Source organism: Nonomuraea sp. NPDC050536, assembly GCF_044457685.1.
In the GTDB taxonomy this organism is placed as follows: Bacteria; Actinomycetota; Actinomycetes; order Streptosporangiales; family Streptosporangiaceae; genus Nonomuraea.
The window spans coordinates 1-15,721 of the sequence record NZ_JBITHD010000044.1 but is presented as its reverse complement, the minus strand read 5'-3'; the positions used below and the strand labels follow the sequence as shown (position 1 = coordinate 15,721).

Sequence of the window (15,721 nt, the reverse complement as noted above, 5' to 3'; positions counted from 1 at the left end):
TGTCGAACCGGGTTGCCACCCACCTACGCGATCACCAGGAGCTCCCCAGCGCGGCGCTTGATGATGGCCGACCCCGAGCTTCTGGTTCACCTAGACGAACGGCCGCATGGGACGCTCGTAGGCGTCGAAGGCGTGTCTGCGGACGGTTGTGATGCCGCGCAGGTCGACCACCGCACGGTCCCGGCCACGGAGCCGGAACTTTGCGCGGAAGTGGTGCTGCCCGATCTGGTGCAGCCAGGCATCCAACTCGTCCATCACCGGTTCGGGGCTACTGCCGTGGTCGATCAGGACTGCTGCTGGGTGATGTTCACCATCCAGGTGATACCGAACTGGTCCACGAGCGAGCCGGCCTCGTCACCCCACGACTGCTTCTCCAAGGGCAACGTCACGGTGCCGCCAGCGGACAGCCTCTCGAAGTAGCCGCGGAGTTCGGCGTCGTCGCCGCCGAGGAAGACCGCAACGTTGTTGCCCGGGGTGTGGGGCATCCCTTCCCGGACGTCCCAACCCATCAGCGTGTAGCCGTCTGGGGTGCGGAGCGTGGCATGCATGATCGTGTCGGCGGGTGCGTCCGGCGAGCCGAACTCGGCGTACGTGCCCATCTCCAGCTTGCCGCCCAAGACGTCCCGGTAGAACTCCATCGCCTGCCGTGCGTTCCCGTCGAAAGCGAGGCACGGGTTGAGTTGAGACCCCATCTGAGGCTCCTTCGTGTGAGTGAATTGCGAACGGCCAGGACCGCAGCAGCGGGGCACCGACGGTTATCCGAACCTGGCAGTGCTCGACCGCCGAGGTTCGGGCCCCGCGGGAACCGCTTGCGCGCCTAGACCCGTATGGAGTGACCGCTCAGGGCGTCTGAGGGTCACTCCGTTAAGCCTCCCAACGAATCACGACATCCTGCGTCGTGTATCCCGGTAATCTCCTATGCGCGCGCGCCGCCATTTCTCCCATGCCGACTGTGCTCGTGCACAGCGAGGACGCCGCGATTCCCGACGACGCGGCATTTCCACGCCGACTGGCCGGGCCCAGGGACATCCTGTGAACCCGTGGCACCGAGTTCGATTTCTACGATCAAGAACCACAAGTCGGCATCGCGATCGATGCCGCCGTCGCCCACTTCGGGAGAACATTGCGATGATCCTGGGCACCGACTGACGGGGTACTCAAGGGCACGCGGCCGGAGTGGAACAGCCCACCGCGCCTCCCCTGCGGGAGCAGCCAACATCGGCGGATCGCTCCGAACTGGCGGTTCAATCCCCGGATCGCGGAAAATCCGAGGTCAGTGACCTGCGGTTTCGTGTTTCCCGACTATTCAGCCGTGCGTGCCATCCCATGCCTCAGGTTGCTGCCGTGGCAGGTTCCTGCCGTCTCCTTTCCGTGGCGAATTCGCGGAGTTCTGGGCAGAGTGAGTCCCGTCCCCGGAATTACCGAAAGGAGGAACCGTGGACTACTCCATGGACACGACCCCGGAACTGACGATCGAGGACCTGAGCCAGGACGTCAACACGGCGCCGTCATCACTCAGCACCGTTTTCTGTGTGGGCTGCGACTAACAACCGAAAGGATGGACATGGGCGACACCAGAACCGCCGCGATGGACATCACCATCGAGGAGCTCTCGGATGCCGACGGAATCGCTCGGGGCTGCACCAGCACCGTCTACTGCTTCACCCTTCCGCCGGAGTAATCAGCTGTTGACCTGAACGGCAGTTAGTTCGGCTCCCCTGAGGGGGAGCCGAACTACTTTTCACCCGACCAGCCCCGGAGGAGTGGAATTGACGGTCGCCATTGGATTCACCAGGTTCGCCGCAGCGCATGTGGTGCCGGATCACGGCGTGTTTCTCATGTCCGAACATCGTCAACTCCTTCTGCGTGGCGCGTTGATCGAACGGATGGCGCCTCTCCTGGACGGATCTCGCACGCGCGCCGAGGTCATCGGCGAGCTGGCCGGAGCGTACGAGGCGGACGCCGTGGAGAGGGCGCTCGGGCTGCTGGCCGAGGCCGGGCACGTTGTCGAGATGGATCCGGGCACCGATCGGCGGGCGGCGGGGTACTGGGAGCGTGCCGGGCTGAACGGCGACACGGCCTGCGACGCGGTGCGTACCGGCAGCGTGCGACTGCTCGCGCTGGGCGGCACTCGACGCGAGTGGTTCACCGGCGCGGCCGACGAGGTGGGCCTGCGCCTGGGCGGCGCCGAGGCCGACATCACCGTGGTGCTGACCGACCATTATCTGCACTCCGAACTGGCGAGCATCAACAGGACCTGCCTCCGCGAGGGCCGCCCGTGGCTGCTGGCCAAGCCGACAGGAACGACGATCTGGGTCGGCCCGCTGTTCCAGCTCGGCCGGTCCGCGTGCTGGACCTGCCTGGAGCACCGCCTCCGCGGCCACCACCCCGTCGCCTCCTTCGTACGACAGGCCGGCGGCTTGCCCGAGTTGCCGCTGGCGGCCACGGGTGTCCCCGCCACTGTGGCCATCGCGGTACGGCTGGCGGCACTGGAGGCGCAGAAGTGGCTGGCTGGAGCTCGTGCGGAGGAAGGCGCCGTGATCACGCTCGACACCCTCACCTTGACGCCGGAGCGGCACGCGGTGCAGCCACGACCGCAGTGCCCCGAATGCGGCACCGCCGATACCAGACCCGAGCGCATCCCTGACGCCGTCAGATTCACCGATCGCGTCAAGACCGCCACGTCGGACGGAGGGCATCGGGCCCGGGATCCCGAGAGGTTCCTCGCCGACTACCAGCATCTGGTCAGTCCGGTCACCGGCCTCGTCCCTCGCCTGGTCAAACAGGAGGCCGACACGGACCTGCTGCACACCTACACCGCGGGACACAACTTCGCTGCCCGCGCGCGTGACCTGGACGGGCTGCGGACAGGCCTGCGTATGAGCAGCGGCGGCAAGGGCCGGAGCGACCTGCAGGCAAAGGCCGGCGCGCTGGCCGAAGCCATCGAACGCTACTCGGGGGTTTTCCAGGGAAACGAACCCCGTGTCACCGGTTCGCTCCGCTCGCTCGGGGATCGGGCCGTCCATCCCAATGCCGTCTATCGCTACAGCGACCGGCAGATCAGCGAACGCGATTCCTGGAACTCCGGTGACTGCCATTTCCATTGGGTGGTCGAGGCGTTCGACGAGAACGCTGGAATGGAATGGAGCCCGGTGTGGTCGCTGACCGAACAGCGGCACAAATATCTGCCGACAGGCTCGCTGTACTACCAATATCCTGACGGCGGCGGCGTCGTGAAGGCCGATTCCAACGGCGCCGCCGCAGGATCCAGTCTGGAAGATGCCGCGCTGCAGGGATTCCTGGAACTCGTGGAGCGCGACAGCGTCGCCATCTGGTGGTACAACCGAATTTCCCGCCCGGGCGTGGATCTGGCTGGATTCGGTGACGACTACTTCACCCGATGGCAGCATGAGTACCACCGGATGAACCGCGAGACGTGGATTATCGACCTCACCACCGATCTCGGCATCCCGGTCGCCGCCGCCGTTTCCCGGCGATATGACAAACCGGCGGAAGACATTCTCATCGCGTTCGGTGCGCATTTCGACATGCGCATCGCCGTCTCCCGAGCCATGACCGAGATGAACCAGTTCCTGCCCGCGGTGCTGCCCATGCGGGCCGATGGCACGGGTTCCTACGCCTACGACGATCCCTACCAGGTGCGGTGGTGGCGCACAGCGACCACCGTGAACCAGCCCTACCTGCTGCCCCATGCGAGCCTGCCGGCGCGGACGGCCGCCGACTATCCCTACACCTTCCGTCCCAACCTCCGCGACGACCTGCTCGAGGCACAGCGGATCGTGGAGAGCAAGGGAATGGAGATGCTGGTACTCGATCAAACCCGGCCGGACACCAGGCTGCCCGTGGTGAAGGTCATCGTGCCCGGGATGCGGCATTTCTGGCCCCGCTACGCGCCCGGGCGCCTCTATGACGTACCCGTGGAGCTGGGATGGCTGCCGGAGCCGCTCGCTGAAGATCAGCTCAACCCCATCGGCGTCTTTGTCTGAGGAGCAGTGAGATGACCCCGGATCTGTCACCGCGCATCGCCTTCAGGGAAGGCGTGGAGGTCCTGCCAGAAGACTCGTTCATGCACGTACGGCACGCCATGGCAGCCTTCCGCCTCCGTGGTGTGCCGCCTCGGCTGCAGGCCACGCTCCACCGCCTCGTTGGCGAGCGCGTCACCTGCGACCCGGAACTCGAGTGGCTGTGCGCGCAGCTGTCACCACTGGTCACCAGCTTCCTCGTCGACGCGGAGGACCGCCCCGTGCTGAGCATCGAGCGGCTGACGCGCACCGCGAGGTTCGCGCCGGCACCCCTCCCCGCCGGAACGAGGGTCCGGCTTTCCAGGTTCGCGATGTCCCGCCTTCACCAGGGAGACCTCGTCCTGGAGTCTCCACTGTCGATGCTCCGCGTGCGCTGGCACTCGGACGAGGCTTGGCGATTCATGGTGGGCCTGTCAGCCGGCCGGGCGGCGTCGGGTGTGACCGACGCCTTCATCCACGCCGCCGGGCTGCTGGAGGTCGACATTGGAAGCGGATTCCACGAGTCCGACGTCCTGCGCCAGTGGGAGTTCCACGATCTGCTCTTCCACTCGCGCAGCAGGCTGGGGCGGCACGGCGAGCCATTCGGCGCCACCTACCCGTTCAAAGGGGAGATCCCGCCACGGCCTGCCATGAAACAGCCACCCGCGGGGCCGGTCGTCGAACTCCCCGAACCCGACCTGGACGCCGTCTCCGAGCACGACCCGGCTTTCACGGCCGTACTGGAGCAGAGGCGCTCGATCCGGGAGTACGGACAGCGGCCGCTGCGGGTGGACCAGGTGGCGGAGTTCTTGTATCGGGTGGCGCGGGTGCGTTCGCTGTCAAAGGTCGAGGGGCTGCCCTATCAGGCCAGCTCGCGGCCCTATCCGTCCGGTGGCGCCGCCTACGACCTGGAGCTCTATCTGCTCGTCGAAAGGTGCGACGGCCTGGCCCGCGGGATCTACCACTACGACCCGCTGGATCATCGGCTCACCGGCATCGAGGCCCGCCCCGCCGACCTCGCGAGGATACTGGGCAACGCCCGCTCGGCCGCCGGGCTGGCCCGGTCTCCCGACGTCATGTTCGTGATCACCTCACGCTTCCAACGCCTGGCCTGGAAGTATCGAGGCCTGGCATACGCGGCCACGCTCAAGAACGTCGGAGTGCTCTACCAGACGATGTACCTGGTGGCGACCGCCATGGGGCTCGCGCCGTGCGCGCTCGGGTCAGGCGACTCCGACCTGTCGGCCCGGGTGCTCGGCCTCGACTATCTCGAGGAGTCGGCCGTGGGCGAGTTCATGCTGGGTAGCCGTCCCTCATGACGCCGGTCGTGGCCGTGGTGCTGATGCGGGTGGCCGGATTGCCGGTGCGAGATCTCGACGTTCTGGTCGCCCCCGAGCTCGGTGGTCTGCTGGAGCGAACCGCCACGAGGCGCGACCGCTCTGAGGAACTCGGACGCCGGGTCGCCGACGCCCTCTACGACGTCGTCCCCCATATGGCGGACAAGGCCCGGCGGGAGGCGCTCAAGCTGCGGCGTGATGCCCACAACGGCCGCTGCTCCGATCGCACGCTCGCCGCGGCCGACGTGGTGGACCGGTACGTCGACCGTGAGCATCGCGATCTCATCGGCTCCTGGGTCCACTCGGTCACCACGCTGCGGGAATGCCTGGCTGAGACGGACCGGGCAGCGGCGGTGCACGTCGCGGTGGCGGGCCGCCAGGTGTTCGGCCTGCTGACTCGGGCCGACATCATGAGCACGCTCGCGCTGGCGAGCCCCGCCTTCGCGCGCGTCCTGCTCGGCCCGGGATCCGCGTGGACGTGCCCGCCGGAGAGCAGGACGTGCAGGACCGCCGTGTCGTACGCCACCAGGGCGGCGCTGAAGCCGAGCCCGTTCGGATCGCTGGGCCGTACCGTCCCCTCGACCGCGACGGTGAGCTCGCCCCTTCATCTGGCGGTCGCCCTCGTCCGGGCCTGCGCGCAGCACCGGCAGCTGTCGTCACGGTTCCCCTCCCGGGTCAACCCGAGCCTCCGGAACGTCGCGGGAAGCTGGTACGCGATGCTGCCCTGCTACGACGTGCCCGCAGGGCTCCTGCCGTATCGCTGGGACGAGTTGACGAGCGCCTCCCTCTACGTGCCCGGACAGCTCGCCCCTGAGCGACCGGATGGTGCCCGACCTCTTGACGCCTGGCCCGGAGCCGAGCCGGAGCTGGCCGGCAGATGGGTGGAGATGGGACTCCTCCTCCCCGATGTCCCGTGGCGATCCGGCGAACGCGACTATCTGACCCGGATCGCCGACCGCGTACCCGCAGGACCCGTGGGCGACGCCCTCGCCGAGTTGAAGCGGGCCGAACAGCGGATGCCGGCCGCCGATGCGGCCGAACGGGTACGGCTCGACGCCCGGGTACGGCGGGTGGCCGCCGACGCTTTCGATCGCCTGGAGACCTCCCCGCCCACCTGGCTTCAGACCGCGCCCCTGTTCCACGAGAACCTGCCCGCCGATGACGTGCCCTTGCCCGCGCTCCCAGCACAGGTCAGCCAGGATCTGGGCGTCGTGGCGGCCCGGATCCGGGCCGGGTTGGGGCAAACGCGCCTGTACGAGGGTCTGGTCCGGCACTTCGTCGCCCGGTACGGCTCCGGCGGACGCTGCGATGACCTTCTGGAGTTCCTCTACACCTATCCGTGGACACCCGCCCCCTTCCCTGCGCACCGGCCAGAACCCGGCGGCACGCTGGGATTCCCCGCCGCCACGGTGTTCTACCAGCTCGCGGCGAATGGCGCCGCGGCCCTTGAGCAGGGTGACTACACCCTGGTGGTCAACCAGGTCTGCGTCGAGCCGGGCGGGCAGGCCGCCAGATGGGACGGCGCCCACGGCACGGCGGACACGCTGCGGACCTGGATCTCCTCGCTGCACCCAGGGAGCACGGTGTACGAGCTGCTCGCCGGAGCCGACTTCGCCGGAGTGCAGGCGCCGGCCGCCCGGCTGTTCGAGCGCGTCGCCTGGCCTTCGGATCTCGGCCCCGCGCAAGGCCGCGACCTGCACGGCTTCGTTGTGACCCACGACCGCCGGACCGGTACGCTCCAGGCCTACGATTCGGCGGGCGCCCGTGCCGCCTTCGTCTACCTGGGCGCCATGCCGTTGCCCTTGCTCCACGGGCCGATGCGGCTGCTTGCCACGCTGACGCACCCCTGGATCCCGGCATCCCCCGATGCCCCGGGGACGCTGGCCGGGAGGGTCCAGCAGGGCAGGGTGGTCATGAGCCGGGCGCGGTGGCGCCTGCCCGCTGGCACCATCCCGCGGCGGACCGGCTCGTGGGCCGAGTACCTGGGAGATCTGGCCGCCTGGCGGGCCGCTCATGCCATCCCGCGCCAGGTATTCGTACGGCACGGCAGGCACAAACCGTTCTGGGTGGACTTCCACGCGCCGCACACCGTCGCGCTGCTCGATCATGAGCTGACCGGCGGGGAGATCGAACTGACCGAGGCTCTGCCCACCCGTGAGCAGCACTGGGTACGCGACGGCTCCGGTCGCGCCCGTGCTGCCGAGTTCGTCGGCCTCGTCCGGCTGGACGGCGGCGCATGAGGCGGGATTGGCTCTACTATCGAATGATCGTCCGGTCGGGAGATCACCTTCAGGACGTCGTGGAGCACCCGCTGAGCCAGCTGATCGCGGCGGCCGAAGGGATCGAGCGCTGGTTCTTCCTCCGGTTCACCGACCGGTGGGGCCCGCACATCCGGCTGCGCCTCGCGGGACCGCCGGACCGGATCTCCGAGGTACGGCGGCTCGCGCGGCAGGTGTTCGAGATCCAGGACGCGTGGCCGAACCGCCTGGCCGAGTCGTGGCACGGTGCGAGACTGTCCCTCTACGAGCCCGAACTCGCCAAATACGGCGGCGTTGCCGGCGTGGCGAGCGCCGAGCGGGTCTTCCAGGCATCCAGCGAGCTCGCCCTGTCTCTCACCGGGCCCGGATGCCGGGAACGGCGGCTGGCCACCGCGCTGGCCATCACGCGGATGGCGGTCGAGCTGCTGCCACCGGCGGGCAGGAGATCGTTCCTGTACCACATGGCGTGGTACTGGACCGGCCAGGACCAGGAGCGGCGAGCCAGGATACGCCTGCTCGCCTGCCGCCGCCCGGTGGAGCCGGCCCCTCTGAGCGGCTCCGAGGTCGACCTCCATGGGCACCACCTGGAACGGGCCCTGGCCGAGGGACCTCGGACCGCGCCGCACCTCCTCTTCCACTTCATCCACACCACGAACAACCGGCTCGGCCTGAACGTGCTGGAGGAAGCGCTGATCGCCGAGCAGTTACTCCTTGGCTGAAAGAGTCAGCTCCTTGGCCAGGTATCCGGCCTGGAAACGGCTCTGCGCGCCCAGCGTCTTCATGATCTCGGCGATGTGGCGGCGGCACGACCTGACGGACAGCCCGATCGCGCGCGCGATGAAATCGTCCTTGGCCCCCTCCGCCAGCATGGCCAGGATGGTCGACCGAAGGTCGTCCAGCACCGGCGCGCTGTACTCCGAGGCGAACTGCTCCCCGGACATCCAGTACGACTCGAAGACCCGGTGCACGAACGCCACCAGCGTCGGCTCCCGGACCACCAGCATCATCGCCAGCTCGCCGGATGCCGGGAGAAGCGCGACCCTGGCGTCGAGGATGAAGACACGAGCGGGCACCTCGGCGACGCTGCGCACCTGCGCGCCCATCCCGGAGAGGTCGAGCACCTCCTGCCGCAACCTCGCGATGCGCCGGTGTGCGTGCGGGCACAGCAGCCGAACCGCGATACCACGCTCCAACGCGCGGGAAAGGCCGCGAGCAACCGATTCCTCCCTCGGCTGCACCACGGCCACCTCCTCGACGCAGGAGGACAGCTCACTGTCGAGCAGGGCATCCGCCTCCGTCATGGGGACAGCGGTGACGGCTCCCTCGCGCCACCCGTCGAGCGCCTGCGCGTAGAGCGGCCCGAGCTCGGCCAGCACGCTGCGGGTACGTTCCAGCCGCAGCTGTTCGAGACGGAGCCGGACCTCCTCCTCGAGAGTCCCGGCCGCCACCAGAGCTGGCCCGATCGCGTGCAGGCGGCCCCCGGAGTCCTCGCGCAGCAGGCCCATGCCGATGAGCCAGGTGGTCGCCTGCGCAGGAGGCTCCCGGAACCCGAGGCCCTCCCGGAGTTCGGCCAGGGTGGCCCCGCCACGCCGGACCACGTGCAGATAGATCTGGACGGCTTCGTCGCTCAGCTCAGACATCGGTGCTCGTCCCACAGCACGGGCAACTGCTCGAAGTCCTCGGTCGTGGTGCCCCGCACCTGGCGGAGCTCCGCCACCGGAATGGCCAGCCGGATAGTGGGGAACCGGCGGAAGATCGCGCTCACCGCCTCGGCGAGTTCGACCCTGGCCAGTCCGGCGCCCACGCAATAGCGCGGCCCGCGGCCGAAGGCGAGATGTGCGGCCGGAGAGCTTCGCGTGACCACGAAGCTGCCCGGATCGGGGAAGACAGTGGGGTCCCTGTTGGCCGCCGGCGTGTTGAGCAGGATCCCGTCTCCCTCTCTGATCACCACCCCGCCGATCTTGAGGTCGGTGTGCGCGTAGCGGGGTATCCCGTGGGTGTTCGCGGACGCCAGCCGTAGCCCCTCTTCCACCGCGGCCTCAACCAGAGCTGGACTCTCCTGAACCAGCGCCCGCTGGTCGGGACAGGTCAGCAGGAAGGCCATCACGAAGTCGATGCGCAGGGCCGTGGTGGCGTATCCGCCGAAGAGCACCGCCGCGCCGAGGCGCGCGAGCTCGGCAACGGAGAATGGGCTCTCGGCGACGACCAGATCGCTCAGCAGGTCTCGTGCTGGCCCGCGGCGCTTGCGGCGGAGCAGCTCCTCCATGTATTCGACGAGCCTGCCCCAGGCCGCCCAGCTCCGCTCCGGCTCGCTCAGCAGACTGGCCTCATCGGCCCAGGCGGCGAAGTCGTCACGGTCGGAGTACGGCACGCCGAGCAGCTCGCAGATGACCCGGGCGGCGAGCGGACGGGAGAAGCAGACCCGCAGGTCCGCCGGAGGACTGTGGGCGGCCACGCCGTCGAGCACCTCTTCCACGGTGTCCCGGACGAACCCGCGGAGCCTGGCCATCCTCCTGGCGGAGAAGGCCGGATTGAGCAGCCGTCGCATCGCAGCGTGATCCGCCCGCTCGCTCGTGTATCCGCCCGCTGGGCCACCCAGCCTGATCGAGCCGGACAACCGGGCGGCACGTTCTGGGCACGGGTGCGATCTCCCCAGCCGCCGATCCGACAGCAGGTCACGAACCTCGGCGTAGCCCGTCACCAACCAGGCAGGGGCCCCCGCCTGTGTCGTCACCATCCGGACGGCCGGACCTTCCAGGTAGCCGTCGGCGAGTTCGAGCGGGTGGAGTCCGGGAAACGGAAGCCGAGGTAGCTCTTGCACGATTCATCCCCCAGGTCGTTACGATCACCACGATTCAAGGGCTCGATGATCGACAGCCAGTTGATGCGGGGTTGACGGCAGAGCCGCGGCGGCCTCGCGACGGCGGGCGGGTGCGCTGGCGGGTTGCGAGGGTTTCACCGTGAGGCGGGCGATGCGGCCCTTCTCACCCGAGGCCCAGCAGGCGAAGTCCCGCGTGCACGCCACCGTGTCGAACGACCCGGTGTCGAACGTCCGCCACTCCGGTCCCCCCGAGCACGTCACGTCGTGCCGCTGCACAGCGCGGTCTCGCAACTTTCCGTACGGCCCGGCTCGCCGGTGGTCGTGGCCGCGGAGGCGGTCTGCAACCCTCGACCTCCGTGGTCTGCGCTGGGCTTGGCCTGTCGTCGCGGCGCATGCTGACCGTGGCGGGCCACGACTCGACCAACATGAAGGACGTTGCCCCGACAGTGATGTTCTTTGTGCCGAGCCGTGACGGCGTCTCCCACAACGAGCAGGAGTTCACCGGCGAGGCCGACATGGTGACTGGTCTCGACGTGCTCGAGGTCGTGCTCGACAGGCTACTCAGCGGAATTAGAGCTGCAGGTATGGGCGTGACGCCGTTTCAGCAGATCGTGGTGCCAGCGCAGGACGATATCTGGGCTGACGAGAAGCCGTAGCCGGCGCAGAACCTCGCGCGGCAGACAGGCGCAGTGTCGCTTTCAGAAGTCGTGTGCGCGGATTCCGGAACCACGGGCATACGCGCGTCAACCACCATCTCTTCGGTCAGCCTGCCCCACCCTCGGGGCGAACTGGTGAGGCGAAAGTCAGGAACGGATGCAACTGGATTGGCACGTCGTTTCCGCAGGTGGTGACTGTGTGATGCTTGGATCTGACCCAGGGGGCGGAATCGACGGATTTACCCCTGGACGAGTGGTTTCGCCGGATGGGCGGTGGGTGGCGTATGGCGTGATGCCCGGCAAGACGGTCTGGGTGGCTGTGGTGGACGGGGATATGCCACCGAGGGAGTTGGGGGAAGGGACCAGCCCCAAATGGTCGGCCGATTCGCGGTATGTCCACTAGAGAGACAGAGCCGTTAACTGGACACACCCATATCAAGGTCATCCGGCGTGAGCGTCTCGGTGGGCTGATCCACGAATACGCGCAGGTCGCGTAGGACAGCCGAGTTCTTGGCACCCACAGCGTCACACTGTTGTCCGCGGCAATCGCCTGTTCTCCTTCGAACTTGATCTTCGCTAATCGAAGGATCGCGCGACGGCCGTCGCTATTTCACGACGCCATGCCTGTGACCAGGCCAAATTCGTACACCACTCCCGTGGACGCAACCCGGCCTAGTTCGCACCGCCTTGCGGGTAGCTGCTTGCGTGGGTCCGGACTGGATCGAGGCTTCCCTGCTCTTCGAACCCGTTAACCGCAAGCCGCTACGGGTCCGGATCTCGTGAGCTTGTCGAACCTGATCGAATCACTCGACCCCGCAGATGCCATCGCCTGAAGATTCAAGGGCTGACGCGCTATCCAGGCACCGGTCGAAAGGAATCTCGATCATGATCGTCTCTCGCCGGCAAATATTCGCCGTGTCCACAGCGGTGGCCGCCGCATTTTGCATAGCCGGGTCCCCGCCAGCGCAAGCTAGTCCGAACCTGGCCGTGAAGACCCTGACGATTCCGATGAAGGCCCACATCATTACGCGCATCGACTCTTCCATGACCGCTACCACCGGCAGAATCACCGTCTATCTCGGTGACGGCCGCTCCGTGTCCGAGCCAGCGAGACTGGCGTCCGCATTCAAGAAGTCTCAGGAACTGTCGGCACGCCTCAGCGGCCCTTCCACAAATGGCGTCGGAGAGGGAACGAGCTGCGGAGACGCCTGGGTGAAGACGGCGGACTACAGCAAAGGAGGCGGCGTGTGGCACCTGTCCACCGGATGGGACTCCAACTGGGCGGCGTGGAACTACGACTGGACCGTCGACCTCATTTACCCGGACACCGCCTACAACCCGGACCCCAACCACCAAGGCGGCAATTTCAAGCGTCATCAATGGGAGGGAAAACTTGCCTCGCGGCACAGCTGGGGTGGTGGCTTTGATTACACCGTCACAGAGACCGGTGTCTGGGACGGCATGGTACGGGGAGAAGGGCCGGACGGAACTCTATGGTCCAACGTCTTCCTCAACAACGGACTCTTCTGCTTCCCTTACGACGACGTTCGAGACAACGTATGGATGTGATGGGCCGCGCCGCCGTTCGGCGTCGACGTCAGAGCGCGCGGATGGCGGGATGATCCGTTCGGTCAGGGGGTCCGCGCCCCCTGATCGAACCGATCAATGACCCCTTTTCATCCTCTGGCGACTTCGTAGTTCTGCAGGACGGCGATCGCCTTGCACAGGTGTCCGGCTTTGAGGGGGCAGCAGCGGAGCTTGCGGAGGATGCGCCAAGCCTTGAGCTGGGGCTGCTGAAGCGGTCCGGACGGATCTGTCGTGGAAGTACGCGCTGGGGCTGGAGCTGGATGACCCGGGGTTCGACGCGAGCGTGTTGAGTGAGTTCCGGTCCCGGGTGATCGCGCACAGTCTGGAGGAGCGGGTCCTGGACCTGCTGCTGGAGGTACTGAAAGACAAGGGGCTGGTGAAGGAGGGCGGGAAGCAGCGCACCGATGCCACGCATGTGGTCTCGGCGGTGCGGGACCTGAACCGGGTCGAGCCGGCTGGTGAATGTGTGCGGGCCGCCTTGGAAGCCCTCGCGGCTGCCGCGCCCGGCTGGGTGGAACAGGTTCTGGAGGTGCAGGACTGGGCGGACCGGTATCGGGCACGAGTCGACTCCTGGCGGCTGCCGGCCTCCAAGACCAAGCAGGAGCAGCTCGCGTGCTCACGGCGCTGACGGATATGCGCTCTGCGCGGCGGTCTATGCGCCGTTCTCCCCTTCCTGGCTGCGGGAGCTGCCAGCGGTGCAGGCCCTGCGGGTGATGCTGATCCAAAACTACGTCCGGACCGTCTATGCCCGCGGGCGGGAGGTGGTCGAACGGCGGCGGCCCCTGCGCGACGGCGGACAGGGACTGCCGCCCGGCAGACACCGGCTGGCCTCTCCCTACGATCCAGACACCCGCTGGTCGGCCAAGACCGATGTGTTCTGGAACGGCTACAAGGTCCACATCAGCGAAACCTGCGGCACCAGCGGGGACGGCGAGGCGAGCGCACCGCCGAATCTGATCACGAACGTGGCCACGACCGACGCGACCGTCGCGGACATGGCCATGACGGCCTCGATCCATCAAGGACTCCAGCGGCGGGATCTGCTCTCGGCCGAGCACTATGTCGATTCCGGGTACGCCACGGCCGAGCTGATCGTCTCAGCCCGTGACCTCTACGGGCTGGCCCTGGCCGCACCGGTATTCTAATCCGACGGTCGCAGGTTCGAATCCTGCAGGGCGCGCTTCTCCACCTGCGGAAACTCCAGCCGCATCCACCTACTGCGGCGGCATGGGGCAGATGTGAGGCAAAGCTGAGTCACGCGGTGAGTTCACCCCTTGAGCGCGGCTGCGGCGGTCAGCACTAGCCGGGCCGTCTCCTGTGCCGCCTGATGGGCGACTACCGGCAGCGCGGACACGTAGGTGTCGGCGGTGAGCACGATGCTGGCGTGCCCGAGCATCGCCTGTACCACCACCAGATCCGTGTGCGCGGCCAACGCCAGGGTGGCGGCGCCATGCCGTAGATCATGCAGCCGGATGGGCGGCAGGCCTGAGGCAGCCACCAGCCGGCGGAACCGTCCGGTGAGATAGTCCGGCCGCAGCGGCGCCCCCTCCGCGGTGGTGAACACGTACCCCGAGTCCTGCCAGCGTGCCCCTGCCGTGGTGCTCAACTTCTCCTGCCGCTCGCGGTGCCGCATGAGCACCCGCACGGTCTCCGCGTCCAGGGCCACCACCCGGCAGCTGGCCGCGCTCTTCGGCGGGCCGACCACGACCTGGCCGTCGGCGTGCACCCGCTGCTGCGTCACCGTCAGCTCCGCGGCCTGCAGGTCGACGTCCGTCCAGCGCAGCCCGGCCAACTCGCCCCGGCGCAGGCCACGCAGCGCGGCCAGCCACCAGACGGCGTACAGGCCGTCCTGCGCCACGCCGGTCAGGAACGTCGCGAGCTGTTGTTCGGTCCAGACCGCCGCTGCCGGGCGCTCTCCCGACTGCTGCCATCGGGCCGCCCGCCCGGCCGTCCAGACGACCGGATGTGGTCGCCGTGGATGAGGCAGTTCGGCGCCATTGGCCGGGTTGAGGGGGATTAGCCGGGCGCGCACCGCCGCGTTCAGCGCGGTGCGCAAGGTGGCGTGGATGCGCACCACGGTGGACGGCGACAGTTGGCGGCCGGTCGGCGAGGGACGAGACGTCAACGCTGCCAGCAGCGCGTTGACGTCACGAGAGGTGAGCTGGTGGAGCAGGATCCGTCCCAGCTGCGGGATGAGGTAGAGACGGATGTGCGTGGCGTAGCCCTGCCGGGTCGACGGCCGCAGAGCGTCCTTGGTGGCCAGCCAGCGTGCCAGCCACTCACCGGCGGTGCATCCGGCTCCTGCGCCGTCGCGGTCGGCAACGGCCAAGGCCCGGCCTGCCGCCTGGGCTTCCTCGGGGTCGGCGTAACCACCCTGGCGGACGCGCTGCCGCTGCCCGTCCAGGCCGCGTACCTGCACCGTGAAATACCAGCTGCCATGATCGTCGTCCGCCGGCAGACGCGGGCATGTCATGCCTCGCTGACGTCCCGTTGCTGCATCCACACAGCCGCATCGCCTGCTGACCTGCACACGAGTCTTCGGCATCTGTCCCACCTCCGCTCTTCACGGTGTGCGACGACAGACGCGCCAGCTAGGGCTCGCACTCGATCAGGGGTGTCCCCAGGTCAAGTGTCCGGAGAACGGGGGAAGCTCAGTTCGGGTGGCTCTGGTCCAAAATCTTGGGCTCCAGGTGACTTGCGAGAATGCCGTGTTCTCGGAAGTTTCCGCCAACCGTCACGTTTGATCAGGTCGCCGGTGTCCTGTCTCAAGGGGCCTGGCGTCTGTCTCAGTGAGTTGGCGCGATTCCCTGCCGTGTCACCGAGTTGGCGTGACGGCCCGCCGGGAAATCTTTCGAAGGCACCGCCACTGACCTGCCACCCTGGTGAGATGCTGCTCAAACTGACCGGCTCCAGCTGTTCAGGCAAGACCACGCTCGCTTACTCCCTGGGCGAGCGGCTGGGGCGGCTCGTCGTGCACGACTTCGACGAGCTCGGCGTACCGGAAGGCGCCGATCGCCGGTGGCGCAACCGCATGACCGAG

General features: G+C 67.8%; 13 protein-coding genes and 2 pseudogenes. 9 read left to right on the top strand and 6 right to left on the bottom strand.

All coding sequences use genetic code 11. The features are described 5' to 3' along the window. Positions 1 to 90: 90 nt before the first annotated feature. Both ACIBHX_RS52060 and ACIBHX_RS52055 read right to left on the bottom strand, forming a co-directional pair. Positions 91 to 255 carry a DUF4186 family protein gene (locus tag ACIBHX_RS52060; protein WP_397076457.1) on the bottom strand — a complete coding sequence of 55 codons (165 nt, stop codon included), beginning with the start codon at positions 253 to 255 and terminating at the stop codon, positions 91 to 93. Between the two features lie 29 nt (positions 256 to 284). Continuing rightward, entirely contained in the window at positions 285 to 692 is a 408-nt protein-coding gene (locus ACIBHX_RS52055; protein WP_397076455.1) for a VOC family protein, read from the bottom strand. 1,071 nt (positions 693 to 1,763) lie between these two features. Between ACIBHX_RS52055 and ACIBHX_RS52050 the strand changes: the two genes are divergently transcribed. From ACIBHX_RS52050 to ACIBHX_RS52035, 4 genes are read left to right on the top strand one after another with little or no spacing between them, the layout of a single operon-like run. Beyond that, complete coding sequence (locus ACIBHX_RS52050) at positions 1,764 to 4,007, top strand: TOMM precursor leader peptide-binding protein (protein ID WP_397076453.1); 2,244 nt, start codon at positions 1,764 to 1,766, stop codon at positions 4,005 to 4,007. Positions 4,008 to 4,018: 11 nt separating this feature from the next. Beyond that, positions 4,019 to 5,341, top strand: a complete 1,323-nt coding sequence (locus ACIBHX_RS52045) for a SagB family peptide dehydrogenase (protein ID WP_397076451.1) — start codon at positions 4,019 to 4,021, stop codon at positions 5,339 to 5,341. Next, complete coding sequence (locus tag ACIBHX_RS52040) at positions 5,338 to 7,599, top strand: lantibiotic dehydratase (protein WP_397076449.1); 2,262 nt, start codon at positions 5,338 to 5,340, stop codon at positions 7,597 to 7,599. The genes ACIBHX_RS52045 and ACIBHX_RS52040 overlap by 4 nt, the downstream gene beginning before the upstream one ends. Next, the gene (locus ACIBHX_RS52035; protein ID WP_397076447.1) at positions 7,596 to 8,336 is read left to right on the top strand and encodes a thiopeptide-type bacteriocin biosynthesis protein; all 741 of its coding nucleotides are present in this window, start codon (positions 7,596 to 7,598) and stop codon (positions 8,334 to 8,336) included. The genes ACIBHX_RS52040 and ACIBHX_RS52035 overlap by 4 nt, the downstream gene beginning before the upstream one ends. On the opposite strand, the gene ACIBHX_RS52030 is transcribed toward ACIBHX_RS52035, so the two are convergent. Together ACIBHX_RS52030 and ACIBHX_RS52025 are read right to left on the bottom strand one after the other, a co-directional pair. Then, the gene (locus ACIBHX_RS52030) at positions 8,322 to 9,257 is read right to left on the bottom strand and encodes a LuxR C-terminal-related transcriptional regulator (RefSeq protein WP_397076445.1); all 936 of its coding nucleotides are present in this window, start codon (positions 9,255 to 9,257) and stop codon (positions 8,322 to 8,324) included. The two genes, ACIBHX_RS52035 and ACIBHX_RS52030, sit on opposite strands and share 15 nt — an antisense overlap. Beyond that, a complete protein-coding gene (locus ACIBHX_RS52025) occupies positions 9,245 to 10,438 on the bottom strand; it encodes a cytochrome P450 (RefSeq protein ID WP_397076443.1) in 1,194 nt (397 codons plus the stop codon). The genes ACIBHX_RS52030 and ACIBHX_RS52025 overlap by 13 nt, the downstream gene beginning before the upstream one ends. Positions 10,439 to 10,830: 392 nt before the next feature. Between ACIBHX_RS52025 and ACIBHX_RS52020 the strand changes: the two genes are divergently transcribed. Further along, complete coding sequence (locus tag ACIBHX_RS52020; protein ID WP_397076441.1) at positions 10,831 to 11,094, top strand: M20/M25/M40 family metallo-hydrolase; 264 nt, start codon at positions 10,831 to 10,833, stop codon at positions 11,092 to 11,094. An 885-nt stretch (positions 11,095 to 11,979) separates the two neighbouring features. Beyond that, positions 11,980 to 12,663 carry a hypothetical protein gene (locus tag ACIBHX_RS52015; RefSeq protein WP_397076439.1) on the top strand — a complete coding sequence of 228 codons (684 nt, stop codon included), beginning with the start codon at positions 11,980 to 11,982 and terminating at the stop codon, positions 12,661 to 12,663. Positions 12,664 to 12,770: 107 nt separating this feature from the next. On the opposite strand, the pseudogene ACIBHX_RS52010 reads toward ACIBHX_RS52015, so the two are convergent. After that, positions 12,771 to 12,884, bottom strand: a pseudogene (locus ACIBHX_RS52010) (IS5/IS1182 family transposase); the annotation flags it as partial. A 23-nt stretch (positions 12,885 to 12,907) separates the two neighbouring features. On the opposite strand from ACIBHX_RS52010, the pseudogene ACIBHX_RS52005 reads away from it, so the two are divergent. The 3 genes and pseudogenes from ACIBHX_RS52005 to ACIBHX_RS51995 all read left to right on the top strand — a co-directional run. After that, positions 12,908 to 12,961, top strand: a pseudogene (locus tag ACIBHX_RS52005) (hypothetical protein); the annotation flags it as partial. Between the two features lie 6 nt (positions 12,962 to 12,967). Continuing rightward, positions 12,968 to 13,309 carry a hypothetical protein gene (locus tag ACIBHX_RS52000; RefSeq protein WP_397076459.1) on the top strand — a complete coding sequence of 114 codons (342 nt, stop codon included), beginning with the start codon at positions 12,968 to 12,970 and terminating at the stop codon, positions 13,307 to 13,309. Positions 13,310 to 13,376: 67 nt separating this feature from the next. Then, positions 13,377 to 13,826 (top strand): hypothetical protein, encoded by a 450-nt coding sequence (locus ACIBHX_RS51995; RefSeq protein ID WP_397076438.1) that lies wholly within the window; start codon positions 13,377 to 13,379, stop codon positions 13,824 to 13,826. Positions 13,827 to 13,948: 122 nt separating this feature from the next. Here the strand turns inward: ACIBHX_RS51995 and ACIBHX_RS51990 are convergent, their stop codons facing one another. After that, positions 13,949 to 15,154: a tyrosine-type recombinase/integrase gene (locus ACIBHX_RS51990; protein WP_397076436.1), complete on the bottom strand. Its 1,206-nt coding sequence runs from the start codon at positions 15,152 to 15,154 to the stop codon at positions 13,949 to 13,951. Positions 15,155 to 15,721: the final 567 nt, after the last annotated feature.